The sequence below is a fragment of the Brevundimonas aurifodinae genome, assembly GCF_040195595.1.
GTDB lineage: Bacteria > Pseudomonadota > Alphaproteobacteria > Caulobacterales > Caulobacteraceae > Brevundimonas > Brevundimonas aurifodinae.
Genome location: NZ_JBEGDD010000003.1, coordinates 106332 through 132966, shown reverse-complemented (window position 1 = coordinate 132966; position 26635 = coordinate 106332). Strand labels below are relative to the sequence as shown.

Sequence of the window (26635 nt, the reverse complement as noted above, 5' to 3'; positions counted from 1 at the left end):
ACCTCTCTCATCCCCATCGCATCCGGCCAGAACGAAGATCATCATGGCCAGGCTGAAGATCTTGGTTGCCTCCCACACCTTGGACCTCGCGGTTGCTTGACATTCACGGACTAATCCTTGCCCCGACCCGGTCGGTCATGACCTCGTGCCGGCTCGGCGGCGCTGGCCTCTGATGGCCCACCTCACGGCCAGGATCATCATCCCGGTCAGCAGAGGTGTCCGACGCTCAGGCGAGCAAACCGTCGAGCGGGCGGAACTCGTGACCTTCCGGGAAGATCCGGCGACGCAGATCGGCCTGGTCGAGCCCCCAGTGATCCCGGAGCACGCCGGCGAACAGGCCGCGGAGGTCGTTGACCGGTGCCAGATCCCGTCCCTCGAACAGGGCGTTGGACGACAGGGTCGGCCAGTCGCGCAGCACCCGTCCGCCGCGAACAGCACCCCCCAAAACAAAGGCGGCGCCGCCGGTCCCATGGTCCGTCCCGCCGGTCCCGTTCTCGGCGACCGTCCGCCCGAACTCGGTCGCCACGACGACCACAGTATCCTTCCAGACCGGACCCAGATCGGTCTTCAGGGTCCGCATGGCGGTATCCAGGCCTTGGAGTCGCAGCGCCAGGGCTCCGTTCGCGCCCCCTTGATTGGCGTGGGTGTCCCACCCTTCGAAGGACATGACGGCGGCGGCCGGCCCACCCGGGGCGGACAGGATGCGCGCTGCGGCTGCGGCCAGGATGCGATAGCCGCCTGGTAGATTACGCCCCGCCATTCCACCCTGCATGGCCGCATCGCCGACGATCGACGCGGTGTCGACGGCCCGGGCCAGAGCTGGAGAGAGAAGGGTGTCACCGGCATAGAGGTCGGTTAGTCGCGCGATCGTGTCTTCCGGCACGGCCGGCGCGGTCGACGGCGCCCAGGACGACACAGGGGCGGATCCGCGGAGGACGATCGGGATCGATCCACCGATCGCGACCGCCGCGGCGCTGTTCGTCGTGGGCAGGAGCGATATCGCCCGGTTCAACCAGCCGTCGGCCAGACCGAAGACATTGGCGCCGCCGTTCTCCAGAACATCCTGACCATCGAAATGCGACCGCGACCGATAGGGTGAACAGGTGGCGTGGAGCACGGACAGCTCGTTCGCCGACCAGGCCTCGTGCAGGAAGGGCAGGCGGGGATGAAGCCCGAACCCTTCCGCGATCGGCAGAACGCCGTCCGCTTGTCCCGGCAACGCCAGTGCCAGTCGTCCCCGGGCCGCCGCATAGGCCGGATCGGCGTAGGGCGCGACGGCGGCCAGGCCGTCCATCGCCCCACGGAGGATCACGAGAACGAACTTCTTCGATCCCGAGGACTGGGCGAAAGACACCTGGCCGGCGCTCAGCGCCAGTCCGGCGGCTCCCATGCCGATCAGGGCGTGACGGCGGTTCATGATCATCCGGGTCATTGCGATCCCCTATCGGCGTTGGAATTCGGGAGACATCAGTGCCAGAACCAGGCCCTGCGACGGCGACTCGGCGCGCCGTACGGACTGGCGACTGGCGTCGCTGAACAGAGAGCCCAGCGCCGCCGCAGCGATGTCTTCAGGTCTTTGAGACAGCGTCACGCCCTCGGCATAGGCCTGTGCCCATTCGATACGCTTCATCAGGGCGTCGGGGCCTGACCAGCTCGCCGCGTCATCCGGCCATCCGGCCGGTGACGGCGCGCGGAACGGGGGTTGGCCCAGCGTCTGATAGGTCTGCAGCAGGGCCCGACTGTCGGGCCGGGTCTGGCCTGTCAGGCGCATCGCAGACAGAAGAAACTCGTTCGGCGTCTTCAGTTTTTGCTGCTCGGGTCGCCAGGCCGCGTCGTGCGTCACGAGAGCCCGATGCAGCGACGGCAAGTCGCCCTCCGTCTGCAGGTAGACGCCTTCCAGATGGGCGACCAGTTCCGCCGGTGGGGTATCCGCGACGAAGTGCCGGGCCAGTTTGGTGGCGACATGGCGGGCGGTCGCCGGTCGTCGGGCGAGGTCCCTGAGGATGCCCAGGCCCTGGTCGACGCCTCCTTCGGGATACCGCACACCGAGCACAGTTCGGGCACCCGGCTCATGCATGGCGGCCAAGAATACAAAAGCGCCGGGCTCGGCCTGCGGCATAAAGCGCTGAGTGCGCTCACCTGCCAGAACCCAGCCGGTGAGGGCCCTGGCGAACTCGATGACATCGTCTTGGGTATAGCCGGCATGAACCCCGACCGTATGAAGCTCGAGGATTTCGCGGGCGAGGTTTTCGTTCAACCCGCCGTCTCGCCGTTGTCCGATCTGGGAGTTCGGTCCTGTGGACTGGACCTGGTCGAGATAGAGCAGCATCCCAGGGTGCTGGATCGCTGCGATCAGAAGATCAGCGAACGAGCCAGTCAGGTGAGGACGGATCGCCTCCCGTTCGAACGGACCGACGAACGGGATGGTCTGGGCCTTGGTCGCAGCGACCGTAAAATGGTTGGACCAGAAATAGACGAGCCGCTCGGCGAACCCCGTCTCCGTCGTCAGTCCGTGAGACACCCGCGCTGCGACGTCACGGTAGGCCGCCTGGTTAAGCTGGCGCAGCGGTTGCACGACCGCCGCCATCTGCGCCTGCTCGCTCATCGACGGCGACCCGGCCGGATCGGGCGCGGCCGTCCTGGCCTGACGACGGCTGGCGAGATAGGCGGTCAGCGACGCCCCGGCCTGTGCCGACGTCGGCAGGTTCCGAACGGGTAGAAGGAATGCCGAGGGGTTGCTGATCTGATCATTCAACCACCCCCGCGGGTCAGATCCGGCGCGGGCGACGTCTGCCGTGGTCGCGCCCAGACCGAAACGGTTGACGGCGATCGACGCTTCCAGGGTCATCATGGCTGGGTCTCCGAGCTCAGCATGTCAGACTAACGCAGAGATCCGGACTTTCCGGCGATCTGATTTGTTACTGGATGTGACAATCAAGCCGCGAACAGCTGAAGCCCGTAGAGACCGATCAAGATGCTGAGGAGCGCCATGTTCGCGCGACGGTGGCGCACCAGAATGACCGCCGCCGCCAGGAGGTAGTAGAGGCCTATCGTCAGCGCATAATCGGGCCGCGACCAGATCTCGAGGCGAGCCTGAAAGCTTTGGCCGGAGAGCAGCGGTAGGATCTGGAAGGCCAGAGTATTGGCCGTCACGACCCCCAACATGACCTGGCTCTTGTGGCGGTCGAAGTAGTCATCAAAGCTCGGCCAGGCCGCGAAATCGTCCGGGATCACCAGGGAGGCGGACAGATAGTAGACCGCAGCGATGGTCAGACCGGCGATCAGGAAGGCATAGGTGATTTGGATGGATTGCAAAAGCAGCCAGGCACCGGCCCAGAAACTGGCCAAGTCCATGAGCACGAACAGGGCCAGCAGAGGCGTGAGCCAGCCGACGCGCAGACTCTGGCGCGTTCGCAGCGCGCGGGCGAAGCCGGTGATGATCTCGGCGACGGACAGACCCAGGATCAGTCCGTAGAAGCTGAAGAAGAACTCGAAGGCGCTCACGCGGCTCTCCCCACAGCGCTGTAAATCGAGAACCTAGAGCGGACCGAGGATGAGGTCATCCGGCAAACCTTGTCAGCTGAACGCGGGAATGAGATTTTTTTGGCGGGCCTGTCGATTGGCGAGCCATCGGGACGACATGCCATGACGCGATGGGCGTCGCATCGACGGAAGAGAGACCTGACCATGAAGTACATGTTCCTGCTTTACGGCAACGAAGCCGCCTTCGGCTCCATGACCGAGGACCAGCGCAATCAGGCCTTCGGGGCCTATATGGCCTATAACTCGGCCCTCCAGGCCGAGGGCGTGATGGTGTCGGGTGACCCGCTGCAACCGAGCTTCACCGCCTCGCGGGTGAGGGCCCCCGACGGCAAGACCGAGATCCTGAATGGACCCTATGCCGACACTCAGGAACAGCTCGGCGGCACCTATGTGATCGACGTTCCGGACCTCGACGCGGCCTTGGCCTGGGCGGCGCGCTGCCCGATGTCGGCCTGGGGCACTGTGGAGGTTCGACCCTTGATGGTCTTGGGCTGATGACCCAAGACGGGGGCGAGCCGCCCGATCGCCTGGCCGAACGCATCGCGCGCGAAAGCTACGGTCGCCTGCTCGCCCTCGTCGCCACACGGACCCGCGACATCGCGGCGGCCGAGGATGCCTTGGCCGAGGCCTTTGCCGCCGCGCTTTCCCGTTGGCCGGCGACGGGACCTCCGGCCAATCCGCTCGGGTGGCTGGTTCAGGTGGCCCGCAACCGTTTGGTGGATGAGGCCCGACGGGGCGCGCGCAGAGATCGGGCCGCAGCGGATCTGACGCTGATCGAGATCGAACGTCTGGACGCGATCCAGCCGCAAGCCGACCGCCGCCTCGCCTTGATGTACGCTGCGGCGCATCCCTCCCTGGATCCGCTGATGCGCACCGCCCTGGTGTTGCAAGTCGTTCTGGGCATGGAAGCCGAGCGCATCGCCTCGGCCTGTCTCGTGTCGCCGACGGCCATGGCCCAGCGCCTTGTCCGCGCAAAGCGCAAGCTGAAGGACAGTGGCGTCTCCTTCGAAGAGCCGGAGCCGGAACACCGTCTGGCACGTCTGGCCACACTGCTCGACGCGATCTACGCCGCCTTCTGCGAGGGCGCGTTTGGCATCGATGCCGTTGACGGGGGTGGTCTCGCCGACGAGGCGCTTTGGCTGGGCCGCGTCTTGGTCGCTCAGGCGCCTCAGGAACCCGAGGCCGCCGGGCTGTTGGCCCTCATGCTCTTCGTCCATGCCCGGCGCGGCGCGCGACGCGAGGCCGGGCGCTACATCCCCTTGTCGGACCAGGATCCGCGGCTCTGGGACGCTGCGGCTCTGCGAGCCGCCGAGAGCCTGTTGTCGGGCGCCGCCCGCGCGGGACGGCCGGGCCGCTTTCAGCTAGAGGCGGCGCTGCAGTCCGCGCAACTCGCGGCACGGGTCGAGGGCCGGACGGACTGGGAGGCGATCGACCGCCTCTATGGCGCGCTGGAACGAGCGACCACGTCGCCGGTTGTGACGTTGAACCGCGCGGTGGCCTGGGCCCGTGCCGGCCACATCGCCGAGGCGGTGACGACTCTCGACCGGCTGGCCCAGACCCCGGGGATGGCGACCTACCAGCCCTACTGGGCCGCCGCCGGCGCGATCCTGGCTACGGCGGGACGTGCGGACGCCGCGACCGCCTTTGATCGCGCCATCGGCCTGACCGTGGATCCGGCCGTGCGCGCCTTCTTGCTGGATCGACGCGCTGCCGCGAACCCGCCGTCCACACAAGGTGTCGACTAGAGGGGCGTTTTCAAACGGTCGAGCGCCTCCGGATAGCGGCGCGAGACGGGAGCGCTGACCCGGCCCAGTTCGACCGTCCAATCCCCCGAGCCGTCCGGGGCCAGGCCGGTCACTCGCCGGGTGTTGACCAGCCAGGAGCGGTGGGCCCGCACGAAACCGAACGGAGCCAACTCGCCCTCGATGGCCGCCAAGGTGGCGCGCATCAGGGGTCTGCGCCCGTCCGCCAGCCAGACCTCGACATAGTTTCCGGCCGAGGAGACCGCGAGGATATCCTCCACCGGCGCGCGAATGACGCGGGCGCCGTCGCGGATATCGAAGCTGACGGGACGAAGCGGCCCCTCCGCCCGCTTGCGGAGCCGGCCACATATCCAGAAAACGGCGACGAAGGCGGCGTAGCTCAGCAAGTCCTTCCTTAATTCGTAAAGGAAGCCGCTCGCCACGGAGCCGAACTCGTAGGGTCGCGCTCCCATGAGGTCATAGGCCCAGCCTCGGAGCCCGACGAAGCCTGTGACGTGAAGCAGGCTGTAGAGGCCCGCGCCCGCCAGGTGAAGGACGCCGAACCGGATCGCGAGACGCAATCCCCGGTTCCAGGCGTCTGTCGGCGGGGCGGCGTTCGTCGTCAACCAGGGCAGCCACAGCAGAACGACCACCATGAGTGCGCTGGAGCTTTCCCACACCCAAGGCTCCCAAGGCCGCACAGACGGATTGTCGTTCAGCTCGGTGAGGGCGTTTACGACCATGACGGCCACAGTGATGGCGGCCACCACCCCCCAACCCAGACCCAGATCGCGCCGATCGGCCCGACGCAGTCTCGCCCGCAAACCGATCGGCTCGCCGTCCGTCCCGACAGGACCGCCGTTCGTCACCACAGCCATGTCGCCGTCCCTGAACGGCGGCCGGACGACCCTTCGCTGTTGGCCCACGATCATCCGTCGTGCCCTGTCGGGCTCCTGATCAGTCTTCATGGATCCGCCCCGTGTCGTCCGCCACCATCGCCCTCGCTCGGTCTCCCCGTCGCCATGACCTGGACTGGATCCGCGTCGCCGCCTTCTTCCTGCTGATCCTTTATCACGTGGGTATGCTCTATGTGTCCTGGGACTTCCACGTGAAGAGCCCGCGTATCGTCGAGGCCATCCAGCCGGTGATGATGCTGACCAACCCGTGGCGCCTGACCCTGCTGTTTTTGGTGTCTGGTGCGGCGACGCGCTTTCTGGCCGACAGTTTCGCCGCGCGGGGCGGGCGGCCCGGCGCGCGGCTGGCCGGGTCGCGGCTGCTGCGGCTGTTGCCAGCGCTGGTCTTCGGTATGCTCGTGATCGTTCCACCCCAAAGCTATTTCGAAGTCTGGCATGCGCTGGAGGACATGGGCGTCGCCGAACCGGCCGCGTCACCTCTGCTTCAGGACTTCTGGGTCCGCTACGCAACCGGGTCCGGCGGCTGGTGCGACGCGGATGGGTGCCTAACGACCCCGACCTGGAACCATCAGTGGTTCATCGCCTATTTGCTGCCCTACGGCTTGATCGTGGCCGCCCTCATCGCTTTCGCCGGTCCGCTGATCCGCATGGCGGAGGGGGGTCTGGAAACGGCGCTCTCCGGTTGGGGTCTGTTGGTCTGGCCGGTCGTGTGGTTCGCTCTCCTGCGGTTCACCTTGGCGCCCCTGTTCGAAATCACCCACGCCCTGACCGACGACTGGTACAATCACGCCCTGTCGTTCAGCGCCTATCTGTTCGGCTTCCTTACGGCGCGGTCGGAGCGTCTGAAAACGGCTTACATCGGTCTGCGTCGCCCCGCCCTGGTCCTGGCCGTCCTCAGCTGGGCGGGATGGGCGACGTACGCTTGGATCTATCGCGCGGACGGGGCCGTGCCCTCGGACGCCCTGCGCGATGCGATGCGCGTCGTCTACGCCGTCGATCAATGGGCCTTCATGGCTGCCATACTCGGCTATGGGGCGCGCTACCTGACCCACGGGGGGCCGGCGCTGCGCTATCTCAGCGTTGGCGTCTTCCCCTTCTACATCGTCCATCAGACGGTGATCATCGTGGCCGCGCACTTCCTGATGCCGCTGTCCTTGCCGGTGGCACTCGAAGCGCTGGTCATCGTCGGGGTGACCTTCGCGGGCTGTTTCATGGTCTATGAATTCGCAAGACGACTGGGTTGGCTCGGGCTCGTCCTGGGGATCAGGCCACCGACTGGGAAACCAGATTGATCAGACGTCTCCCAAAATGGGAGCGAAGGCGCTCTCCCAACGCCGCACACTAGGCGAGTTGCGTCCGGCGCAATCGGGTTGCGTTTTTTGCGTTCGACCCCCTTGATCCTGTCGGGAATAAGCCGCCCGTCACAGGACAGGGGGATCGTCGTGATGAGAACGATGGGTTTGGCAACGGGCGCCGTTCTGGCGGCCATCACCACACAGGCGCAGGCCCAGGTCCCGGAACCCGACCCGTCCGCCGTGGCGGATGTGCTGGTCGTCGGCTCGCGGGTGCCCGGACGGTTGGCCACGGAGACCGCCGCGCCCGTTGACGTCTTCTCGGGTGAGTCGCTGGCGGAGCGCGGTTTCACGGACCTCGGCAAGATCCTCGGGTTCCTCGCCCCGTCGTTCAACTATCCGCGCTCCCAGACGGCCCCCTCGTCCAGCAGCACCCGAGGGTTCTCGCTACGGGGCCTCGGTCCGGATCAGGTTCTGATCCTGATCAACGGGCGCAGGCGGCACGCCTCGTCGGTCCTGAACTTCAACAACGGCGTCGGTCGCGGTACCGTGCCGGTGGACATCAACACCATCCCGGTTGCGGCCATCGCCCGGATCGAGGTCCTCAGAGATGGCGCGGCCGCCCAGTATGGCTCGGACGCGATCGCGGGGGTCATCAATATCGTGCTTAGGTCGGACGCAGGCGGTCGGGACGTCACCGCCACCGCCGGCGTGACCGAGGACGACGACGGGCAGTCCGGAGTGCTCACCGGCCGGATCGGCCTGCCACTGGGCGAGGACGGTTTCCTCACCTTGACCGGGGAGGCCCGGACCCGCGAGCCGACCAACTCGGCCGAAATCGATCCGCGTGTCGGACGCGTCAGCCAACGGACGGGGGATCCCGACGCCACCAATCTGCTGTTCAGCGCCAACGCCGAGGCCGCCTTGGCCGGCGGTGCGCGACTCTACGGCTTCGGCACCTTGGCGCTGCGCGACTCGACCAGCGTGCCGCTGTTCCGGCTGCCCAGCGTTGCCCCAGCACTCTATCCGCAGGGATTTCTGCCCAACATCAACCTCGACATGCTGGACTTGGGCGGATCGATCGGAGTGCGCGGGGAGATCGCAGGCTGGCGCTACGATCTCAGCAACACAGCCGGCTATAACCGCGGCGATTTCGAGGTTTCGAACACGGTCAATACGTCACTCGGGGCGACAAGCCCGACGCGGTTCGACTCCGGCGGAGTGACTTACGGGCAGAACATCCTCAACCTTACGGTCAGCCGGGGGTTTGACGCTCTGGCCGGGGCCAATCTGGCGGCTGGCCTGGAATACCGGACCGAGACGTTTGAAATCCGTTCTGGCGAACCGCTGTCGTTCACCGGCGCAGGCGCGCAAGGCTTTCCGGGGTTCAACCCCCCCACGCCGGTTGATGTCGACCGCAATGCGCTCAGCGCCTTCATCGATGCCGAGATCAGCCCTTTCGCGGGGCTGGATATCGGCGTGGCGGGGCGAACCGAGGACTATAGCGACTTCGGTCGCGAGACGACCGGCAAGGCCTCGATCTTCTGGCGCGTCGCGCCCTGGCTGGCCGGGCGGGCCACCGCCAGCACCGGCTTCCGAGCCCCGTCGCTGCAGCAGCAGTATTTCTCGACGGTCACCAGCCAGCTGAGCGGAGGGGTCCTCGTCAATGTCGGCACGTTCGCGGTCACTGATCCGGTGGCGAGGGCACTGGGGGCCAGCGACCTGCGGCCCGAGACCTCCACCCACTATTCCGGCGGTTTCGTGCTGACACCGCGCGCGGGTCTGACCTTCAGCCTGGACGCCTTCCGCATCGAGATCGAGGACCGGATCGCTCTGAGTGAATCGCTGACCGGCCCAGCGGTCGTCGCCATCCTTCAGCGCGCGGGCATCACCAACGCGACACAAGTTCGCTTCTTCACCAATGCGATCGACACCGAGACCGAGGGCTTCGAGGCGACCGGAAACTGGCGCACGCGGTTTGGTGAGGACGGGCGGCTGAACCTCTCTCTCGGCTATGCGGCGTTCGACACGGATCCTGTGAACCTACGCAGCAATCCGGTGGTCCCAACTTTGCCCCTGCTCGCGGCCTCGTCCCTGAACACGCTGGCGGACGCTGAGCCCCGAAACAAACTGACGGTTTCGGCCGAAATCGAGATCGGGCCCTGGAGGGTGACCGCCGACGCCGCGCGGTTTGGCAAGTACAAGGCCAGTCCACTCGGGCCGACCCAGGTCTTCGGTTCGGACACGACCTTTGACCTCACATTGGCCTACCAGCTGACCGAGACCGTCCGAGTGCAGGTTGGAGCGCTCAACCTGACCGATGCCTACCCCGATCGGGTGGTCGGCCAAACCGATGGTCGGCCCTATACTGAGGCGGGGGGCATCGGCGTGGATGGCCGCGAGTACTTCCTGCGGTTGGGGGCCAGTTTCTGATGTCGGCCCTCGGTCGGACAGGATCGCGGTTGATGGCCGGAATGGTGGCGTGGGCCCTTGCGCTCTCACCGGCCTTGGCCTGGACCCGGCCCGGGCACATGGTGACGGCGGCCATCGCTTTTGATGATCTGGAGGCGACCGATCCAGACATAATCGATCGTGTCGCGGCCCTTTTGGACAACCACCCGGATCGGGGGCCGTTCGAAGTCGCCGAGGACCGGAGCGAAGGACGTGAGCGGGCGCTGCGGCTCATGATGGAATGCGCACGCTGGCCCGACGACGCGCGCCTGACGGTCCATGATCAGCCTAGCTGGCATGTCCAGCTTCGCCCCGTGGTCCGAGCCGAGGATCCGCCGTTGGTCGAACCGGATCATGGTATCGTGATGGACGGGCTGGAAGCCTTCCGCCTCAATGCCCGGGTGATGGCGAACGCGGCCGCGACTCCGGCGCAGCGGGCCGTCTCGCTTTGCTGGGTCATGCATCTGGCGGGCGACGTGCATCAGCCGCTGCATACGGCGCAACTGTTCTCCTCTGCCTATCCAGAAGGAGACCGGGCCGGCAGCCTGCAGTTCGTGATCGATCCTGTCTCGCGTCGGCCCGAGACCCTGCACTGGTTCTGGGACGACAGTGTGCACCGCTCTGGGGATCTGGACAGCGTCAGGGCCCGGGCAGACGACCTGCAACGGCGGTTACCCCGTACCCGCCTGCTTCAGGGCACCGCGCCAGCCGTCGCGGCGGATTACCCGCGCTGGGCAGAAGAGAGCTTCGGCTTGGCGGTGTCGTTCGCCTACGCGTCTGGTCCGCTCGGAGGGCCGTCGCAGAGCGAGGCCCGCGAACTTCCGGTCCCTTATGCGCGGCAGGCAGTGACGATCGCCGAACGTCGTGTCGCTCTGGCAGGTTATAGGCTCGCCGACCTGCTCAGGGAAGCGTTCGCGACGCCGACTCTGAGCGAGGGCGTTTGACGGGCCTGCGCCTCCAACCAGCTCCAGACCGTGGCCACGGGTCGTCGTCGTCGCCCCGCGGGCGTGGCGGCGAGACAGTATTGACCCGGATATCGAAACCACGGGAGACCGATTTCTACGAGCCGACCGTCCTTCAGATAGGGCTCCACGGTCGGCAATGCGCCAAGGACGATGCCCATGCCCTGGGCAGCGGCCTCATATGCCGCCTGCATGATATCGAACTGGGTTGTAGCTGTGATGGGAGGCTGTTGAGCCTGTTCCGTCCACCACTCCCATAGCCCTGACGGAACAGTGACCGACAGTCTCGGGAATTCGGCCAAGTCTGGATTATCTCGAAACCGCCGCGCGAGTTCGGGTGAAGCCAAAGGCCCTCCGGCGACGCCGATCAGTCGGCGCGAGGCGAGCCCCGAGAGGTCTGAGTCGCTGAAGCACAGGGCGAGGTCGACGCTGCCGCGTCGTAGCGCGGACTCATCCCGAACCGTATCAAGCGACAGCTCGATGTCCGGCGCGACGTCCCGGAGACCACCGAGGCGTGGGATCAGCCAACCCACGGCAAGGGAGTGGGATAGGGACAGCCGCACCTGTAAGGACTCACGGCGTCCGCTGGCCGTCGCTGCGGCTCGCAACAGCTCAAGATAGGCCGGCTCGAGCTGGGCCAAGCAGCGTTTGCCGGCCTCAGTAAGCCGTAGACCTTCGCCGGTCCGGTCAAACAGATCCACGCCCAGCCGCTGCGAGAGGGCCTGAATACGCCGGGAGAAAGCGGCGGGGCTTATGGCGCAGCGCGCTGCAGCGACCTTGAAGCTCGGGCCATGTGCCGCTTCGATGAAAGCCTCGATGGTCTCAAGCGGTGGGGGGCGGTTCATCGGGTTCGGTAGCGTGGTTGTTCGGTCGCGATAGCAGGTCTTCATGACGTTTCGCGTCTCCTGGTCGACCCTCCGTGGTTCGGTCCAACCGGCGACCGCTCCCGCGTCGCCCGCTCCCGCGTCGGCCACAACCGATACATTGAAAAACAACAGCGGAGGTGAGCGCGCTCTCACCGCATCAGACCCCTTGCCGTTTTCCGTACGCATTCGTGAGACAGGGATCGGCTCGCCACTCTAGAGCCGCATCGCCGCCATCACCGCGGGGTAGAGGGCCTCTAGGTTGACACCCCGTCGACGTTCGCCGCTCACGGCGTCGGCAAAGCGAGCGAACCGGATAAACCCGCGGCGCTCCATCAGGCGTCGGGTCTCGGTTTCCGTCCGGGCTAGGTCTTCCCCCGCGAGCCTGTCCTGCGCGTAGGCAAGGAAGGCTGAGAACGTCATGTATTCGTTAATGATCAGCTCGGCCGTACCGTAGTTCGACCACGCTTCGGGGGTCGCCCAGCCATTCGCCTCTGTCATGAATCCAAAGGCCGACGGACCCAACCGCGCCGTGGCCGGATTGACGTAGTTGTGGTCCATTTCCGTGAAGATGGCTCGCACGATCCGGAACCGATCATAGGGGGTCGCCGGCCGCGTCGCCGCCGGCACCCACAGTCTCGGCGTCTCAGGATCGAGATTGGTGAAATTCCAGCCGCCTGTGACCGGCGAAACAAACACCGTCATCGCCCCGGGACGCGCCACGAACTGAACTTCCAGCCAGGATTGCATGTCCGCCAATTCGACGGCTCCAGCCAGGGTCGAACGACTTTCCTCGAGCGTGTCGCGCTGCGCATCGAAAAACGCCAGGGCGCGGCTCTCTAGCCCAAACGACGCGATCAGGTCACGGTGGCGGCTGAACAGGTCGCCGGCCGGATCGTCCCACATCGCCCGACTGCCCGGTGAGCGGGTCAGGTCCCCTTGCGCGTTCATGGTGTAGTTGGCGGCATTGCCGATCAGACGCGGCAGATTGAAGTCGTCGCCCAGCGCGGTCACGGCCGGGTGATCCTGAAACGCCCCGAACCAAGTCTCGGCCGCCCTCCAATAAGCGGTGTCGCGATTGAGGGCATTGCCGCCTCGGTCCAGTGGGCTCAACCCGGCGAGGATCCAAGCTAGTTCCGTGGGGCGATGAACGACGACCTCAGCACCGTCCGGGGTTTGAGCCAGTCCCGGCTCGGGATGCAAAGCCAGGCCCAGCAGAGCGGCGTTGATCGCGAACTTTCGACGATCAAGGCGGAACGCGCCGATGTCGACCCCGAAGGTCGAACGTCGAGACCGGCGCTGCGCCACCTGAATGCGGTCCGCCAGGGCCTGACCGTCAGTGCGATCAGCGTTGCGGCCCTCGATGGAACCCGACATCACATTGAGATCCGGTCTCGGCTTTTTCATAGGGTCCATCCTGATCTTCGGAAGGCAGCAACGCTGGCTCGACTGACGGGTACGATCGTCCCATTGCTAAGTTCAATGGACAGCCGGCGGCCCTGTTTTCGAAGCCGCCGGGCCGCCGCCCGCGCGACCCACCAAGACCGGTGGACGCGCAGACCCTCGATCCCGGCGACGAGGGCCTCGGCGTCGCTCATCCGCCCATGGATCAAGACGTTGCCCCGATCGGTGTGGACGCGCACATAGTGGTCGTTCATCTCAAGGCACATCAGGTCAGTGCCAAGATGGTGTGGAATGCGGTCCCAAAGCGGTGCGCGGGCCGTAGGCGGCGTTGGCGCTTCATTCTCGTCGATGGCCCTGTATGAATCGCTAGTTCCCAAGCCGACAGGCCCGTCGGCGGAATGCGCATCCGGCGTCTTGCGTCCCGTCCGGGCAGGCGTTTTCAAACCGTTCGTCGATCGGACGACGCCGTAGCTCAGCCATTGCATGGGGAGGCTGATGGCGAACACATAGCCGAGCTTGTTGGCGAAGCCTTGCGGGTCTGCGGTTCCGTAAAGCAGCGCGATGACGCCGACCAAAAGAAGGGTCGACGGCAAAGCCGCCAGCCCCGCTGCGCCGATCACCCAAACGACGGCCGGAAGCCCGAGCCTTCGCCCGGCCTGCTGGCAGAGCCACAGAGCCGGAATGTGGACCAAAGCGGCGCTCAGCAGCACCAAGCACCAGAACAGAACACGGTCCGGCGGGTTCATCCGCGAGAAGGTGCCGAAAGGCCCCAGCACGGCCAGAACGCCTCCCGCCAGCCCCGCGAGGCCAAAGAGCTGGCCGACCTTGGACAGGGTCCAGGCCGAGACCGGCGACACGGCTGGCGATGTCTCAAAAGTCGCCGACTGCCCGTTCACGCAAAACCCCGTCCCGTCCGCGAAGCATTGATGCCCGTCAGCGTAATTCCGGTGGCCGATGGCCTCAATCGTACCCAACGTCGCGGCGAGCGATGTCGATGACCCCCATGGGAAAGCCTGTGCGACCTGATCTCCTGACCGTCTTTAACATCCTTTTCATCGGGGCGACGGCAACGCTCGCGGCCATGCCTGCGCTGGTCTTGGCGCTGTGGCGGGGCAGGGGGGGCGCGACTCTCGGCGGTCTCAGCGAGAGCGCGCTCTGGGCCACCTTGCTGTTCGGCTGGTTCGCGTTTGCCCTGTCCGTCATGCGGCCGTCGCTCTTTTCCGACGACCTGGTCTCGGTTCCCTACGGATTCCTGCTGACGTTCGTAGGTGGGATCGGCGTGGGTTGGATCCTGATCGCCGTCCATCCGACGGTCCGGAGAAGGGTCTTGGAAATCCCCCTGGAATGGCCGGTCGGTCTGCAGACCGCGCGTCTGATCGGAGGCGCGTTCATCGTGTGGGCCATGCTCGGGGTCGCCAGCTGGCCATTCGCCCTGATCGCGGGACTGGGTGACATTCTGGTCGGAACGACAGCGCCCTTCGTCGCTCGCGCCATCGCGCGACGCCCGGCGCGGGCGCGCGGATGGGTTGTCGCCCACGCGCTTCTCGGCCTCGCCGATTTTGTCATAGCCTTTTCGAGCGCCATCCTGACGAAGGCCGATCTGCCCTGGCCGGGTCAGATGATCCCGGCCTTTCTCGTTCCGCTGGCCATCGTCATGCACATCTGGGTCCTGGTCGCCTTGTGGCGATCACGCGATCGTCGAGCAATCCACAAGGAGGAGCCTGGTTTGAGCCGGCAACCGCAAACATGAACAATCCTGTTTCATCACCGCGCACGCGGTCTGGCCTGACGGCCGCGATTCTCCTGTCTGTCGCAGCCGCAACCCCCACGGGTGCCCAGTCGGCACCAGATGGCTGGCGTCAGCTGGCGGTCGGCGACGTCGAGGCCCTGCACGACGCTGTGGTTACCCTGCACCCCGGCATCCGCGATCCTGAAACGCCCGCTTTCGCCGGGCGGGTCGAGGCTGCCTATGCCGAGGCCCGCTCGCGGGCCGAGACGGCGGACAGCTTTCTGGCCTGGCGGTCCGCGACCCTGGGCTTCATGCTCTCGTTTCGCGATGGCCACACGATCTACCGGACCAATGTCGCACCGGTCAGGGTCCGGTGGCCGGGCTTCCTGATCGACGGCCGTGAAGGCGGATGGGTCGTGCGCCGTCCCACCGGGTTCTCGGCGACGGCGGGCCCGCCGGAAGGCGCGCGGCTTGTGTCATGCGACGGGATCGAGGTCGAGACGCTGCTGCGCGACCGGCTGGACAAGGTCGAGGCCGACTGGTCCAAGGCCCCGGAGCGGCTTCGGCAGGCCTATCGGCTTTTCATCGACTACCGGACCGACGGGCCGGTCCCCCTGACCCGCTGCCGCTTTGCGGTCGATGGTGGCGAGAGCGACGTCGACCTGACCTGGACGGTCGAGACCTGGTCCCGGCTGAGCCCGCAACTGGCCCCCTTCAACCGCGAGGTCTCGCGGCCGATCGGCCTGGAGACATTACCGGACGGCGGGGTCTGGGTGGGTCTCGGGTCATTCGGCGACGAGACGGCGCTGGAGGCCATGGCCACGGCGTTCGAGGGCGACATCGAGCGCATCCGCGCAGCCCCCTATGTGGTGTTCGATGTCCGGGGCAACCGTGGTGGCAACTCGGGCTGGGGCGACCGTTTCGCCACCGCCCTTTGGGGACAGGCGGCCTATGAGGCGCGCGAGGCCCGACGGATCCGTGAGACCGCCGGCCGAGGCGGCAAGTTCTGGCGAACCTCGCCGGAGGCACAGGCCCAAGCCCGCGCGACGGCCGCCGAGTTCGCGACGCGAGGACCGGACTATGAGTCGGTGGTGGCCTATTTCAGCGGCGTGGCCGACGGGATGGCCGCCTGGCCAGGCGGAGATCGCTCCCTGTATCCCGACCCGTGCTGCACGCCCGATCCGCCGGCAAGCTCCAACCCAAGCGTCACGACCTCGTCCGCGTCTCTCATGACCCACCCCGTCTTCTTACTCACGGACGCGGCATGCTTCAGCTCCTGTGTCCTTGGGGTCAACAAGATCCGCATGATGGGCGCGGTCCAGGTCGGCGAGACGACCGGCCAGAACGAGGAATACGGCGAAGTGGCCGGCCCGTTGGACACACCTTCGGGGCTAGGTCGCTATCTGATCCCGCTGACGATCATTCGGCAGCCCCAATCTGCCCTCGTCTCCGACGTGGACATCAGGTGGCCGGGGGCGTTGGATGATGAAACTGGGCTGCGCCGATGGATCGCTGAACTCGCAGCAACAGCGGCAGCGGGCCAGACCGATTAGGCGCTGACCGCTGGGGATCCCTGCGCGGCCAGCGACCAGATCGTCGGTCGAGGTTGGCGGTCGTCCGAAATCGCATGGGCCCGCCGAGGCGGGCCCATGCCATCAACGGCAGCGCCCAAATCGATCGGGCGATGAGCCCGGTCCGCCGCGCGCCCCGGGGGGATTTTCCCAGTTCGTGCCCGGGCCGCCGGCCCGCCCCGGCGGATTGTCGTCGCGATCGATCCAGCATCGCGCTGCCTGGTTCCACCAGCCGAATGTCGGGTGCCAGTAACCGAAGTTTGCATTGTAGTAATACCCACCGCGTCGCGGCGTAAATCTGTACGGTTGTCCGCTGTAACGATAGATACGGTCCGGCGAAGCGCCGGGTCCTCCCCGCGGACCAGGTGGGTTCTCCCAGTTCGTCCCCGGGCCGCCTGCTCGGCCGGGCGGGTTGTAGTCCCGATCTTGGGCAGATCCCGGCGGCGCGGCGCACAGAACGCCGAGCAGGACCGCTAACGCGGGCGTGAGAGGGCGACGAGTCATCATTGTTACTCCTCGAGAAGGGCTCCCCTGTCGTCTGTTCCACGTAGAACCCGGTCTCATCCGTCGCTCTGGTCTAGCGCGACGGGCGCACCGCGCGTGGTCTTCACGCAACACGTGGTTCCAAGGGGCCCCAGTCTCGTACTGCAGGCGCCTGGCCGTGATCGCCCCCAGAATGACATTGCCTCCGGCACCCGGTCGATGGACGGGCTCGCATTGGCCGTCGAGAGGAGACAGCCGGCACATCATATCGGCCAGTCGAGCCTCGCCTCAAATCCAACCGGCTCGCGATTGCTGAGGGTCAGGGTTCCGCCTTGCGCCTGCATGGTGTTGGCGACGATCGCCAGCCCCAGTCCGGTCCCGGGCGAGCCGCGGGCGCTGTCGCCTCGTACGAACGGCTGATCCAGGTCCGACAGCCGATCCGGCGGCGCGCCGGGACCAAGGTCGCTAACGGCCAGGGCGACACCCGGACCCGTCCTTGCCGTCCAGATCACAATCGGGGGCGCACCATACTGGATGGCGTTCTGGACGAGGTTGACGATCCCTCGTCTTAGCGCCTCCGGGCGGCCCCGGATCATACCGATCGGAACACCCTCTCGCTCGATTGGCACGGCGTCCGCAGCGAAGTAGGCGACGACCTCGTCTACGAGGGCGTCCACGTCGAATACCGTCTCGGGTTCACCCTCCGGACCCCGGCCGAACGCAAGGAATTGAGCGAGGATGCGATCGATCTCCCCGATCTGGCGACGGGCCGTCTGAACAAGGTCCCCATCCGGGTCGGCGGCCATTTCAAGGACCAAGCGCAGCTTGGCCAAGGGCGTCCGAATGTCGTGAGAGACCCCTGCCAGCATGACGGCGCGGGCCCGCTCATCCCTGGCCAGACGGCCCGTCATGGCGTTGAAGGCCTTGCTTACGGCGGCGATTTCCGCAGGCCCCGTCTCGGGCAGCGATGACGCGACACCAGGCTTCAGTGTGGCGGCGGCATCGGCCAGTCTGCCCAGAGGTCTCGCAAGACGTCGCTGGGCGGCCATGGCCATCGCAAGAGCCAGGAGCAGAGTCACGAACATGGCCGCGAGAAGGGCGTTGACGGGTTGAAGTCCGCCGGGGGGCTTGACCGAGACCCAGTAGAGGTCCGGACCGATCGCAAGGTGAAGCCAGAGCCGATCCGATGCATCTGTGCGCCATTCCAGATCGCGTTGCCCGCCCAGTTTGTCGACCAGGCTCTGCATGAAGAGGCGTTCCAGAAGCTGGGGACGACGTCCCCGCGCGGCCGGCGGCTCGGCGCCGGACCAGACGTCCAGATAGTCGGACTGGCCAAGCTGGGAGACGAGCCGGGATCGATCCGCCGGCGGCAGCCGCTCGGCGGCGGTCGAAACCATCACGAAGGTCTGCGCCATCACCTCGGCGACGCGTTGGGTCTGCGGCATGAGGATGAAGGTGAAGAAGATGCCGAGGGTCAACGCCTGGGCCAGGATCAGACTGGCCATGGTCGCTGCCACCGCGCGCCCGACGAAGCTTGTGGGCCACAAGCGACTCACGGCTGCGGCGTCCCGGCGAAGACATAGCCGACTCCCCAGACCGTCCGGACCCATCGGGGCTCGGCTGGATCCTCCTCGATCGCCTTTCTGAGACGCGCGACCTGGACGTCGATCGCACGGTCGGTCACGTCTGCATCCCGGCCTAGTGCCCGTTCGATGAGCTGGGCGCGGGACAGCGGCCGGCCGGCGTGGGTCGCCAGTGCCTTCAGTAGGGCGAACTCCCGCGATGAAAGGTCAATAATCTGCCCGTCTCGCGTCAAGGTCATCGCCGCCAGATCAAGGCGAAACGCCCCGAAGGTCACCGTCTCCGCATGCGCTGGTGCTGTCGACCCCTGGCCCGCGCGGCGAAGGATTGACGCGAGCCTCGCAAGAAGCTCGCGCGGTTCGAACGGCTTGGCCAGATAGTCGTCAGCGCCCATTTCGAGTCCGAGGATACGATCGACGGACTCCCCGCGCGCGGTCAGCATCAGGATCGGCGTCCCATCCCCCCCGCCTCTGAGACGTCGACACAACTCCAGTCCGGTCTCGTGCGGCATCATCAGATCGACCACCAGAATATCGGCCGGCTCGCGTGCGACCATGGCCTCGAGCGGGCGCGGATCGGACAGGGTGCGCACATGAAAGCCGTTGTCGCCGAGATAGCGTTGCAGCAGCGCCCGCAGCTCGGCGTCGTCGTCAATCACGATCACGCGTGGGGTCTTCTGGGCCATCAGCCGTCGTGTCTCCAAGGGTCGTCGATCTCACCTAGGGGAGGCTGCCCCCGGTGTGTTGGCGAAAGATGTTTCAAGCCATGACAGGGTCGGGCTGACGCAACGGTTCGAAACACCTTGGGCGTTTCGCGACATCACCCTCGCATGGCGGTCGGACATTGTCTGGGGAGCCGCAGCGTATCGCTCCGGCCTAACAGGAGATTGTCTGATGAAGTATGCAGCCACACTCGCGGCGGCGACCGCCATGCTGGCCTTTACCGCCGTAGAAGCCAGCGCCCAGAGCCGTGGTGTCGTCCGCGCCCAGGGCCAGAACGGTGCCGTTGCCGCCGGTGCCGGACCCAATGGCGCGTTCGTCCGCGGCCGCGGTGCCGTCCAGAACAGCGACGGTTCAGTCACCGCCGGCAGCGCCGGGGCGGTCCGCGGCCCCGCCGGCGCGCGGGCGGCGCGCGGCTCCACAACTACGGTCAATCCCGACGGCTCGGCCACCCGCCAGAGCCGCCTCGGTGCGGCGGGCGCCAACGGCGCCGTCAGCTCAAGCGGGTCCACTACCCGCAATGCCGACGGCACCTATACCGGGGCCCGCAGCACCCAGGCGGTCGGCGTCCAAGGCGGCACTTATCAGGGCTCGACCACCTATGACCCGGTGACGGGCCTGACCCGTTCGACGACCTGCACCAACCCTGCAGGCGTCGTAGTTCCCTGCAACTGATTGCTCTTGAACGGTGGCGCGTCGTTCTCCGGCGCGCCACAGTCCCTTGATGAGGACATATCATGCTTCATGCCTTCCCCGACCTCGCGGACCAGAGCGTCTGGCTGGTCGTCCCCCTGGTCGCCGGCCTTATCGCCCTGCGCTATGTCGTCCTGGCAGGCGGTGCACTGGCCCTGATCACGACCTTTGGCCGCCGTCTTCGCCACCGCCGCATTCAGCCGATCCCCTTCGCGCGCAGACAGCTCTGGCGTGAGTTCGGCTACTCCATGCTGACGGCCCTGATCTTCACCCTTGTGGGGCTTTTCACCGTCACCGTGGGACGGGAATGGGGCCTGTCGAAGGTCTATCTGGATCCTGACCAGCACGGGCTTGTCTGGCTGCTGTTGAGCGTGCCGGTCGTCGTCCTGATCCACGATACCTATTTCTACTGGACCCACCGGTTCATGCATCTGCCCAGCGTTTACGAGCGGGTACACAAGGTCCATCATCTGTCGACCAATCCTTCGCCCTTAGCTGCGATGGCCTTCCATCCGCTGGAGGCGGTGATCGAGGCCGGGGTGATCGTGTTCCTGACGATGCTGGTCCCGATCCATATCGGCGTTCTGGCGGTCTGGGCCCTCTATATGTTCGCCACAAACGTCATGGGGCACCTGGGCTATGAGCTCTTGCCGCGTGGTCTGGCCACCCATCCCCTGTTCGGGTGGCTCAACACCGCGACGGGCCACAACCAGCATCACCGGACCTTCCGGAGCAATTACGGTCTCTACACCACGATCTGGGATCGCCTGATGGGAACCCTGCACCCCCGCTATGCCGAACTCTACGATCGGACCACCGGATCGAGACCGACGCCTGACGCAGCAGAGCGCCCCGTCAACACGGGAGCCCCGTCATGATCGCCGCTATTGGACGATATGCCGGCCTCTTGGCCATATTGGCCTGGAGTGCCCCTGCCAGTGCCCAGAGCCTGTTGTCTGACCCTTCGGCTCTATTGGCCGAGGCCGATCGGAACCGTGACGGTTCGGTCTCTCGCGCTGAGTTCATCGCCGCGCGCGCGGCCCAGTTCGACCGCATCGACACAAACGGCGATGGTGGCCTGTCAGCAGGCGAGTTGGCTGCTCTCGCCCCGGGTCAGGCGGAGCGGATGGCGATCCGAGTTGGGTTTGGCCAGTTCGACACCAACCATGACGGAAAGCTCTCGCGGGCGGAGCTCGATGCGGGCCCGACCGTGGCCTTCGATCGAATAGACACCGATCGCGACGGGGTGGCGAGTGGCCAGGAGATTGAGGCTTTTCGATCGCGATCCTGAGTCCCCACGACAGGCGAAGGCCGTTCGGGCGTGGACCGGGTAGGCCAGTCGTCGGGCCTTGGAGCGCCCCGCAATGCCGAAATCACTGCTCGACCCCGGGACCTCACCTGGCGATGTTAAACCGCGTCCCCCTCGCCATCGGGGCTGTGACCTCCTGGGGTTGGTCTTGGCCGCTTTCCTAGTTGCGGGCTGTGGGGGCAGTGGCGGTGGTGACGCTGGGCCGGCCCCCGGCGAGCCGGCCCCGCCGCCGCCCGCCCCGCCGCCGCCGTCGCCCCCTCCGCCGGTTCCGCCGTCGGGGTTTGAGTGGCGCACGGCCGTGGCGATCACAGGGGAATCCGTCTTCGCGCGCGGCGTGGCTCCGGGGCCCGCGGAAAGCTTTTACGTCGTCGGATCGTTCGGTGCCGGTCGCGCCCTGACGATCGGCTCAGAAAGCCGGCAGAGTTCCGGTGGCGACGATCTATTCGTGGCCCGCGTGTCTTCCTCCGGCGATTTGATATGGTTCAAGACCTTCGGAGGATCGGGCGGCGATTTCGCCTTCGACGTAGACAGCGACGGGGCCGGCAATGCCTATGTCACGGGGCGCGCCGTCGGGCGGGTCGCCTTCGGTGGGCAAACGATCGACGCGGGTGACGGTGATGCCGTTCTGTTCAAATTAAGCGGGAGCGGTGATGTCGTGTGGGTTCGACAAACCGCTGGTCCGGGGGGATCCGCCGGCAACGAGGTCGCCACCGACGCGGCCGGTAACTCGGCGATCGTCGGACCGCAAAGCGGCCCTCTCTCAATTGGATCGGGCGTAACCGTGACGGGACCCGCAAGCGGCACGGACCCTTTCGTGGCCTATTTCCGAAGCGATGGCACGCCGGTCTGGGGTGCGCGGCTGGCGGGACAGGATCCCGGCTCGTCTGAAACCGAGGCCGCGCGCGGGGTCGCTATCGCCCCAGATGGTCGGACCATGATCACCGGCCCCTTTAGCGGCAGCCTCTCGATAGCGGGCCTGACTGGCTTTGGCGTGACCAGTGTCGGCGATCTGTCCGACTGCTATGTGCTCATCATCTACCCTGACGGACAGCCGGCTGCCTTGCGACGCTATGGCGGTCCGGGCCAGGACGTTTGCCGGGGGATCGATGGAGCCTCCGATGGAGGCGCGCGGTTGAGCGGCACGTTCGACGTCTCGATCTTCGAAGGGACAAACCAACTGGTTTCTGCCGGAGAGAGCGACCTTTTCGTCGCGGCCCTGGCTTCCGGTGGTGAGGTTCTCTGGGCGCGGGGCATCGGAAGTCCGGGCGATGAACAAGGTTCTGAACTGGAGATTGGTCCGGGCGATCGCACCTTCCTCTTCGGAAACACTACGGGGATGGCGGCGATCACGGGTGGGCCCTTGATCATGTCGGGCGGTTTACGCGATCAGGTCGTGATCAGCTTCACTGCCAACGGTGGCTTCGACAGCGTGTCCCAGGCGCGAGGTACCGGCGATGACATCGCCTTCGCACTTGCGCTTCTGCCCAGCGGCATGGTGGGCGTGGCGGGTACGATCGGCGGCGGGCCCGCTGAAACGGCGACCACCGACTTCGGGGCAACACGCTTGACCACGTCTGGCCTGCAGTCCTTTTTCGCAGTGTTGCAGCCGATCCCAAGGGGTTGAGTCTTCTTCTTTATGCACTTGGGCATCGGCGTACGACGCCTGGCTGGTGCCCGTGGCGACTAAAGATCGGCCGAGTCATGTCTCGATTTGGTCGCGAGATTGCCGACAATTTGGGTTGTTAGACATCCCGCCGCGACAACCTGGCGGTGGTGATGGCCTTGGCGCGGCCAGGATGGGTCCGTGAATTCTCAGATCGGCATGCGGATCGCCGCGGGCGGCGCGGGATTGCTGAGTGGATTGCAGGCTGCCACTCAATACATCGCCTGGTCGTTTCGATGGCCCCGGGTCCTCGGCGAGGGGTGGCTCAGTACGGAATGGGGCGTCTGGTACGCGCCTTGGTCGATCCTGATATGGCGACACCGCTTCGGCGCGGAGGAACCGGAGGCGTTCGGTGCCGCCACCTCGCTTGTGTTGCTGGGGGTCTGCGCGGGGCTGGGTCTGGCGGTTCTCTTCGAAGGCGAGGGGGGCATTCGACGCACCCGCGGCTGGGGCAACGGCGTCGTGGTCAAGGCGGCGGGATTGAGGGCGCAGGCCGGTTGCGTGATCGGGCAATGGCGGGGACGCGTGATCGCGACCCGTGACCTTCGCCCGACGCTGGTGACAGGCGGGACGCGCTCCGGAAAGGGCAGAGGGCATGTCCTACCCACGCTGCTATCTTGGGGCGACAGCCTGTTAGCGCATGATCCCAAGCGCGAACTCTTCCAGCTATCCGCGGGGTGGCGTTCGTCTTTTTCTCACTGCCTGTTCTTCAATCCGCGTGATCCGGCCTCCGTCCGCTGGAGTCCGCTCGCCGAGATCCAACCAGGCCCTGGCGAACTCGCTCAGGTTCAGCGCCTGGTGGCGATCCTCTCCGATCCCGGCGGCGCGCGTGACGACGAGGCTATCTGGGACAAGGCCGCCTCGGAAATCCTTGAGGCTGTCATCCTCCACGTCCTCTACACAGCCGAGGACGCCGACAAGACCTTGCTGCAGGTCCGCGAGCTCCTCGCCGACCTCGACGATGTCGCCGACGTCATGGTCAAGACACTGCATCGACCCGGCCCGAACGGCGAGCCCGAAACCCATCCCTTCATCAAGACGGCGGTCAAGGGCTACGCCGCCATGCACGACCGCTTCCGCACCTCGGTCCAGGGCACGGCGCGGTCCTATCTCAAATGGCTGGCCGGCGAGGACGTCGAGCGCTGCCTGTCCGCCTCGGACTTCCGCATGGGCGACCTGATGTGCGCCGAGGCCCCGGTCTCGCTCTACGTTCAGGTTGCTCCGGCCGATGCGGCTGCGCTCCGTCCCCTGGTCCGGCTTTTGTTCTACGCCGCCGCCCAGTCCCTGACCGCGCATGAGACGACCGACGCCACCGGCCGACACAAACGTCACAAGCTCCTCATGCTGATGGACGAGTTCCCGCTGTTGGGTCGTCTCGCCTTCTTCGAGAAGTCGCTGCGGCTGATGAGCGGCTACGGCATCAAGACGATGTTCGTAGCCCAGTCCCTGAACGACATCGTCGAGACCTATGGCCCGCACAACACCATCCTCGACAACTGCCACGTCTACACGGCCTTCGCCGCATTAGATCCCCTGACCCAGGACAAGGTCTCCAAGCTCACCGGCACGGTCACCGAGACCCGAACCAGCCGGAGCGGCCCTGCCGGCCTGGGTGCCGGTCGCAGCTCAGTCTCTCGCTCGGAGGTCGAGCGCCCCCTGATGGAGCCGGGCGAAATCCGCGCCTTGCCGGACGACGACCAGCTGGTCTTCGTCGCCGGGTTCAAACCGCTGCGGACCAAGAAACTCAAATACGACCGCCGCGAGCCGTTCCGGTCACGGGCCAAGCTCCCGCCACCCGATCAGGCCGCGCGGATCGACACCCCCGGCCGCGCGCCGCATCCTTGGGCCGGCCGCCGTGCGCTCGGAGAAAATCCCGACGCGAGCCTACCCCTGTTCAAGGAGGTCGCCGGGGCGATCGACGACAAGAAGGCGGCCGCCAAGGCCGCGGAAATCTACGAACGGGTCGCGGGGGAGATGGCCGCCCAGCAGGCGGCCCTGGATCAGTTGCAAGGCCAGAGTCAGGAACGAAGTCAGTTGTAGGAGTATCCCATGCCCAAGACGGTCGCCGCCCGCACGCGGGTTCAGGTCTATCTCACCGACGCCCGGGTGATCGCCGGCCTCAACCGCGAGGCCAAGGCCTCCAGGGCCACTCTGAGCCAAGCGGCAGGGCGGGCCATAGCGCGCGGGCTGGCAAAGGCGCCCCAGGCCGATCCCGAGGATCGTTTGTTGCAGATGGAGAGATCCCTCCGCGATCACATGCGGTCGAACTCGCGCGACATGCAGATCGTCCAGGAAGTCCTGATCGAGGTGGCCAAGGCCATGTTCCTGCGCCTGCCGGACGCGGTCGCCGATCAGGATCCGACCGTCCAGGCGGCGGTGGACCGGCGCATCGACCGGCTGCTGGATGCGGCGGCCTCCCGCATCGTCCAGGGCCGCGACCCCCGGCCGGAGCCGGCGTCGCGGTTCGACTCGGAGCCCAGAACGTTCGGCGCGGCCAACTGAGATGCGGGCTCATCCCATCGTCGCCGAGCGCAAGCTGGAGGCCCTGCGGCACGCGCTCGGGGATACCGTGTTGGCGGCCCTGGTCGAGCCCACCGTGGTCGAGATTCTCGCCAATCCCGACGGCCGCATCGTACTCGACGTGCTCGGGTCGGGACGCCGCGATTCCGGCGAGCGGCTGTCGGCCGAGGCCCGCGACCGGACCATCAAGCTGATCGCGGACTACGTCGGCGAGCCCGTGACGCGGGACGATCCGCGTCTGTCGGGCGTCCTGCCCGAGACCGGCGAGCGGTTTCAGGGGGTTTTGCCGCCGGTGTCGTCGGCGCCGGCGTTTTCGATCCGCAAACGCCCGGCAATGATCTGGCGACTGGACGATTATGTCCGTGACGGCGTGATGAGCGAGGGACAGGCGGAGGCGCTGCGCTCCGCCGCCGTTGAGCGCCGGAACATCCTGATCTCCGGCGGGACCGGGTCGGGCAAGACCACCCTGGCCAATGCGGTGCTGGCGGAGCCAGCCTTCGCCGATGATCGCGTCTTCCTGGTCGAGGACACGCCGGAACTGCAATGCTCGGCCTGGGATGTGGTCTCGGTGCTCACGCGCCGATATCCCAAGGTCATCGGCGTGGTCGATCTGGTGCGCGACGCCCTGCGGATGCGGCCGGACCGGATCGTGGTCGGCGAGATGCGCGAAGGGGCGGCGGCCCTGGAGACGCTCAAGAGCTGGAACACCGGCCATCCGGGTGGGCTGTCGACCCTGCACGCCAACTCCGCCGAGGAGGCCCTGCGCCGATTGGAGGATCTCATCGCCGAGGTTTCGAGCACGGTACCCAGACGTGCGATCGGCCAGGCTGTGGACCGGATCGTGCATATCCGGCGCACGCCGGAGGGACGGCGCGTCGAAACTGTGCTCGCGGTCGATGGTATTGACGATGACGACTATCGCTTACGCACACTCGCTTGAGGCGCCGAACAAACGGGGATCGCACCGAGGCAAGGTCCAGAAAACCTCCGCCACTGCTGAATAGCACGCAAGTCACGGCAAGTCGCGGAATGACTTACACCAAGTCACTCCTTAGGGTCAGTTTGAGTTCGCGGTGTGAGTTAATACAAGTCATCTCTAACTCGAAATTGAGTTGTGCAAAAATACTCTTCATCACTGTTGACAACATGTGGATGAGTTTGCTTGCCTTGAGTCGCGGCGCCGGCTGACGCGCCAA

General features: G+C 66.3%; 23 protein-coding genes. 14 read left to right on the top strand and 9 right to left on the bottom strand.

Annotated features, from left to right (window positions below):
• Positions 1 to 226: 226 nt before the first annotated feature.
• The 3 genes from ABN401_RS04835 to ABN401_RS04825 all read right to left on the bottom strand — a co-directional run bounded on the left by ABN401_RS04835 (position 227) and on the right by ABN401_RS04825 (position 3504).
• The gene (locus ABN401_RS04835) at positions 227 to 1432 is read right to left on the bottom strand and encodes a DUF1501 domain-containing protein (protein ID WP_349683700.1); all 1206 of its coding nucleotides are present in this window, start codon (positions 1430 to 1432) and stop codon (positions 227 to 229) included.
• A 9-nt stretch (positions 1433 to 1441) separates the two neighbouring features.
• On the bottom strand, positions 1442 to 2851 hold the full coding sequence (locus ABN401_RS04830; protein WP_349683699.1) for a DUF1800 domain-containing protein: 1410 nt from the start codon (positions 2849 to 2851) through the stop codon (positions 1442 to 1444).
• An 83-nt stretch (positions 2852 to 2934) separates the two neighbouring features.
• The gene (locus ABN401_RS04825; protein ID WP_349683698.1) at positions 2935 to 3504 is read right to left on the bottom strand and encodes a hypothetical protein; all 570 of its coding nucleotides are present in this window, start codon (positions 3502 to 3504) and stop codon (positions 2935 to 2937) included.
• Between the two features lie 183 nt (positions 3505 to 3687).
• On the opposite strand from ABN401_RS04825, the gene ABN401_RS04820 reads away from it, so the two are divergent.
• Entirely contained in the window at positions 3688 to 4038 is a 351-nt protein-coding gene (locus ABN401_RS04820) for a YciI family protein (RefSeq protein WP_349683697.1), read from the top strand.
• Complete coding sequence (locus ABN401_RS04815) at positions 4038 to 5288, top strand: RNA polymerase sigma factor (protein WP_349683696.1); 1251 nt, start codon at positions 4038 to 4040, stop codon at positions 5286 to 5288. The genes ABN401_RS04820 and ABN401_RS04815 overlap by 1 nt, the downstream gene beginning before the upstream one ends.
• On the opposite strand, the gene ABN401_RS04810 is transcribed toward ABN401_RS04815, so the two are convergent.
• Entirely contained in the window at positions 5285 to 6253 is a 969-nt protein-coding gene (locus tag ABN401_RS04810; protein WP_349683695.1) for a LytTR family DNA-binding domain-containing protein, read from the bottom strand. The two genes, ABN401_RS04815 and ABN401_RS04810, sit on opposite strands and share 4 nt — an antisense overlap.
• An 11-nt stretch (positions 6254 to 6264) precedes the next feature.
• Between ABN401_RS04810 and ABN401_RS04805 the strand changes: the two genes are divergently transcribed.
• The 3 genes from ABN401_RS04805 (at position 6265) to ABN401_RS04795 (ending at position 10886) form a co-directional block, all read left to right on the top strand.
• The gene (locus ABN401_RS04805) at positions 6265 to 7491 is read left to right on the top strand and encodes an acyltransferase family protein (RefSeq protein WP_349683694.1); all 1227 of its coding nucleotides are present in this window, start codon (positions 6265 to 6267) and stop codon (positions 7489 to 7491) included.
• A 162-nt stretch (positions 7492 to 7653) separates the two neighbouring features.
• The gene (locus tag ABN401_RS04800; RefSeq protein ID WP_349683693.1) at positions 7654 to 9924 is read left to right on the top strand and encodes a TonB-dependent receptor plug domain-containing protein; all 2271 of its coding nucleotides are present in this window, start codon (positions 7654 to 7656) and stop codon (positions 9922 to 9924) included.
• 32 nt (positions 9925 to 9956) lie between these two features.
• On the top strand, positions 9957 to 10886 hold the full coding sequence (locus ABN401_RS04795) for a S1/P1 nuclease (RefSeq protein ID WP_349683692.1): 930 nt from the start codon (positions 9957 to 9959) through the stop codon (positions 10884 to 10886).
• Here the strand turns inward: ABN401_RS04795 and ABN401_RS04790 are convergent.
• The 3 genes from ABN401_RS04790 to ABN401_RS04780 form a co-directional block, all read right to left on the bottom strand.
• The gene (locus ABN401_RS04790) at positions 10823 to 11794 is read right to left on the bottom strand and encodes a LysR family transcriptional regulator (RefSeq protein ID WP_349683691.1); all 972 of its coding nucleotides are present in this window, start codon (positions 11792 to 11794) and stop codon (positions 10823 to 10825) included. The genes ABN401_RS04795 and ABN401_RS04790 overlap by 64 nt on opposite strands.
• Positions 11795 to 11983: 189 nt before the next feature.
• Entirely contained in the window at positions 11984 to 13174 is a 1191-nt protein-coding gene (locus ABN401_RS04785) for a hypothetical protein (RefSeq protein WP_349683690.1), read from the bottom strand.
• Positions 13171 to 14028, bottom strand: a complete 858-nt coding sequence (locus tag ABN401_RS04780) for a LytTR family DNA-binding domain-containing protein (RefSeq protein ID WP_349683689.1) — start codon at positions 14026 to 14028, stop codon at positions 13171 to 13173. Before ABN401_RS04780 ends, ABN401_RS04785 begins: the two co-directional genes overlap by 4 nt.
• Before the next feature lie 131 nt (positions 14029 to 14159).
• On the opposite strand from ABN401_RS04780, the gene ABN401_RS04775 reads away from it, so the two are divergent.
• Positions 14160 to 14921 carry a DUF8737 domain-containing protein gene (locus tag ABN401_RS04775; protein WP_349683688.1) on the top strand — a complete coding sequence of 254 codons (762 nt, stop codon included), beginning with the start codon at positions 14160 to 14162 and terminating at the stop codon, positions 14919 to 14921.
• The gene (locus ABN401_RS04770; RefSeq protein ID WP_349683687.1) at positions 14918 to 16453 is read left to right on the top strand and encodes a hypothetical protein; all 1536 of its coding nucleotides are present in this window, start codon (positions 14918 to 14920) and stop codon (positions 16451 to 16453) included. Before ABN401_RS04775 ends, ABN401_RS04770 begins: the two co-directional genes overlap by 4 nt.
• A 764-nt stretch (positions 16454 to 17217) precedes the next feature.
• Here ABN401_RS04770 and ABN401_RS04765 read toward each other — a convergent pair.
• Together ABN401_RS04765 and ABN401_RS04760 are read right to left on the bottom strand one after the other, a co-directional pair.
• Positions 17218 to 18459 carry an ATP-binding protein gene (locus ABN401_RS04765; RefSeq protein ID WP_349683686.1) on the bottom strand — a complete coding sequence of 414 codons (1242 nt, stop codon included), beginning with the start codon at positions 18457 to 18459 and terminating at the stop codon, positions 17218 to 17220.
• A 47-nt stretch (positions 18460 to 18506) separates the two neighbouring features.
• A complete protein-coding gene (locus ABN401_RS04760) occupies positions 18507 to 19220 on the bottom strand; it encodes a response regulator (RefSeq protein WP_349683685.1) in 714 nt (237 codons plus the stop codon).
• 208 nt (positions 19221 to 19428) lie between these two features.
• Between ABN401_RS04760 and ABN401_RS04755 the strand changes: the two genes are divergently transcribed.
• The 7 genes from ABN401_RS04755 to trbB all read left to right on the top strand — a co-directional run bounded on the left by ABN401_RS04755 (position 19429) and on the right by trbB (position 26379).
• A complete protein-coding gene (locus tag ABN401_RS04755; protein WP_349683684.1) occupies positions 19429 to 19929 on the top strand; it encodes a hypothetical protein in 501 nt (166 codons plus the stop codon).
• Between the two features lie 62 nt (positions 19930 to 19991).
• The gene (locus tag ABN401_RS04750) at positions 19992 to 20825 is read left to right on the top strand and encodes a sterol desaturase family protein (protein ID WP_349683683.1); all 834 of its coding nucleotides are present in this window, start codon (positions 19992 to 19994) and stop codon (positions 20823 to 20825) included.
• Positions 20822 to 21238: an EF-hand domain-containing protein gene (locus tag ABN401_RS04745; RefSeq protein WP_349683682.1), complete on the top strand. Its 417-nt coding sequence runs from the start codon at positions 20822 to 20824 to the stop codon at positions 21236 to 21238. The genes ABN401_RS04750 and ABN401_RS04745 overlap by 4 nt, the downstream gene beginning before the upstream one ends.
• Positions 21239 to 21554: 316 nt before the next feature.
• Positions 21555 to 22880, top strand: a complete 1326-nt coding sequence (locus tag ABN401_RS04740) for a hypothetical protein (RefSeq protein WP_349683681.1) — start codon at positions 21555 to 21557, stop codon at positions 22878 to 22880.
• Positions 22881 to 23060: 180 nt separating this feature from the next.
• Positions 23061 to 24959 (top strand): type IV secretory system conjugative DNA transfer family protein, encoded by a 1899-nt coding sequence (locus ABN401_RS04735; RefSeq protein ID WP_349683680.1) that lies wholly within the window; start codon positions 23061 to 23063, stop codon positions 24957 to 24959.
• 9 nt (positions 24960 to 24968) lie between these two features.
• Positions 24969 to 25421, top strand: coding sequence for a hypothetical protein (locus ABN401_RS04730; protein WP_349683679.1), 453 nt, complete (start codon positions 24969 to 24971; stop codon positions 25419 to 25421).
• Position 25422: 1 nt separating this feature from the next.
• Entirely contained in the window at positions 25423 to 26379 is a 957-nt protein-coding gene (gene trbB / locus ABN401_RS04725) for a P-type conjugative transfer ATPase TrbB (protein ID WP_349683678.1), read from the top strand.
• The last annotated feature ends 256 nt before the right edge of the window (positions 26380 to 26635 follow it).

What these genes read in the sequence shown, in the direction of transcription:
- ABN401_RS04770 (WP_349683687.1), top strand. Translation starts at nt 14,918, where the DNA reads ATGAACAATCCTGTTTCATCACCGCGCACGCGGTCTGGCCTGACGGCC.
- ABN401_RS04795 (WP_349683692.1), top strand. Translation starts at nt 9,957, where the DNA reads ATGGCCGGAATGGTGGCGTGGGCCCTTGCGCTCTCACCGGCCTTGGCC.
- ABN401_RS04760 (WP_349683685.1), bottom strand. Translation starts at nt 19,220, where the DNA reads ATGGCCCAGAAGACCCCACGCGTGATCGTGATTGACGACGACGCCGAG.
- trbB (WP_349683678.1), top strand. Translation starts at nt 25,423, where the DNA reads ATGCGGGCTCATCCCATCGTCGCCGAGCGCAAGCTGGAGGCCCTGCGG.
- ABN401_RS04820 (WP_349683697.1), top strand. Translation starts at nt 3,688, where the DNA reads ATGAAGTACATGTTCCTGCTTTACGGCAACGAAGCCGCCTTCGGCTCC.
- ABN401_RS04745 (WP_349683682.1), top strand. Translation starts at nt 20,822, where the DNA reads ATGATCGCCGCTATTGGACGATATGCCGGCCTCTTGGCCATATTGGCC.
- ABN401_RS04755 (WP_349683684.1), top strand. Translation starts at nt 19,429, where the DNA reads ATGAAGTATGCAGCCACACTCGCGGCGGCGACCGCCATGCTGGCCTTT.
- ABN401_RS04730 (WP_349683679.1), top strand. Translation starts at nt 24,969, where the DNA reads ATGCCCAAGACGGTCGCCGCCCGCACGCGGGTTCAGGTCTATCTCACC.
- ABN401_RS04750 (WP_349683683.1), top strand. Translation starts at nt 19,992, where the DNA reads ATGCTTCATGCCTTCCCCGACCTCGCGGACCAGAGCGTCTGGCTGGTC.
- ABN401_RS04785 (WP_349683690.1), bottom strand. Translation starts at nt 13,174, where the DNA reads ATGAAAAAGCCGAGACCGGATCTCAATGTGATGTCGGGTTCCATCGAG.
- ABN401_RS04815 (WP_349683696.1), top strand. Translation starts at nt 4,038, where the DNA reads ATGACCCAAGACGGGGGCGAGCCGCCCGATCGCCTGGCCGAACGCATC.
- ABN401_RS04790 (WP_349683691.1), bottom strand. Translation starts at nt 11,794, where the DNA reads ATGAAGACCTGCTATCGCGACCGAACAACCACGCTACCGAACCCGATG.
- ABN401_RS04810 (WP_349683695.1), bottom strand. Translation starts at nt 6,253, where the DNA reads ATGAAGACTGATCAGGAGCCCGACAGGGCACGACGGATGATCGTGGGC.
- ABN401_RS04800 (WP_349683693.1), top strand. Translation starts at nt 7,654, where the DNA reads ATGGGTTTGGCAACGGGCGCCGTTCTGGCGGCCATCACCACACAGGCG.
- ABN401_RS04765 (WP_349683686.1), bottom strand. Translation starts at nt 18,459, where the DNA reads ATGGCCAGTCTGATCCTGGCCCAGGCGTTGACCCTCGGCATCTTCTTC.
- ABN401_RS04830 (WP_349683699.1), bottom strand. Translation starts at nt 2,851, where the DNA reads ATGATGACCCTGGAAGCGTCGATCGCCGTCAACCGTTTCGGTCTGGGC.
- ABN401_RS04775 (WP_349683688.1), top strand. Translation starts at nt 14,160, where the DNA reads ATGTCGATGACCCCCATGGGAAAGCCTGTGCGACCTGATCTCCTGACC.
- ABN401_RS04835 (WP_349683700.1), bottom strand. Translation starts at nt 1,432, where the DNA reads ATGACCCGGATGATCATGAACCGCCGTCACGCCCTGATCGGCATGGGA.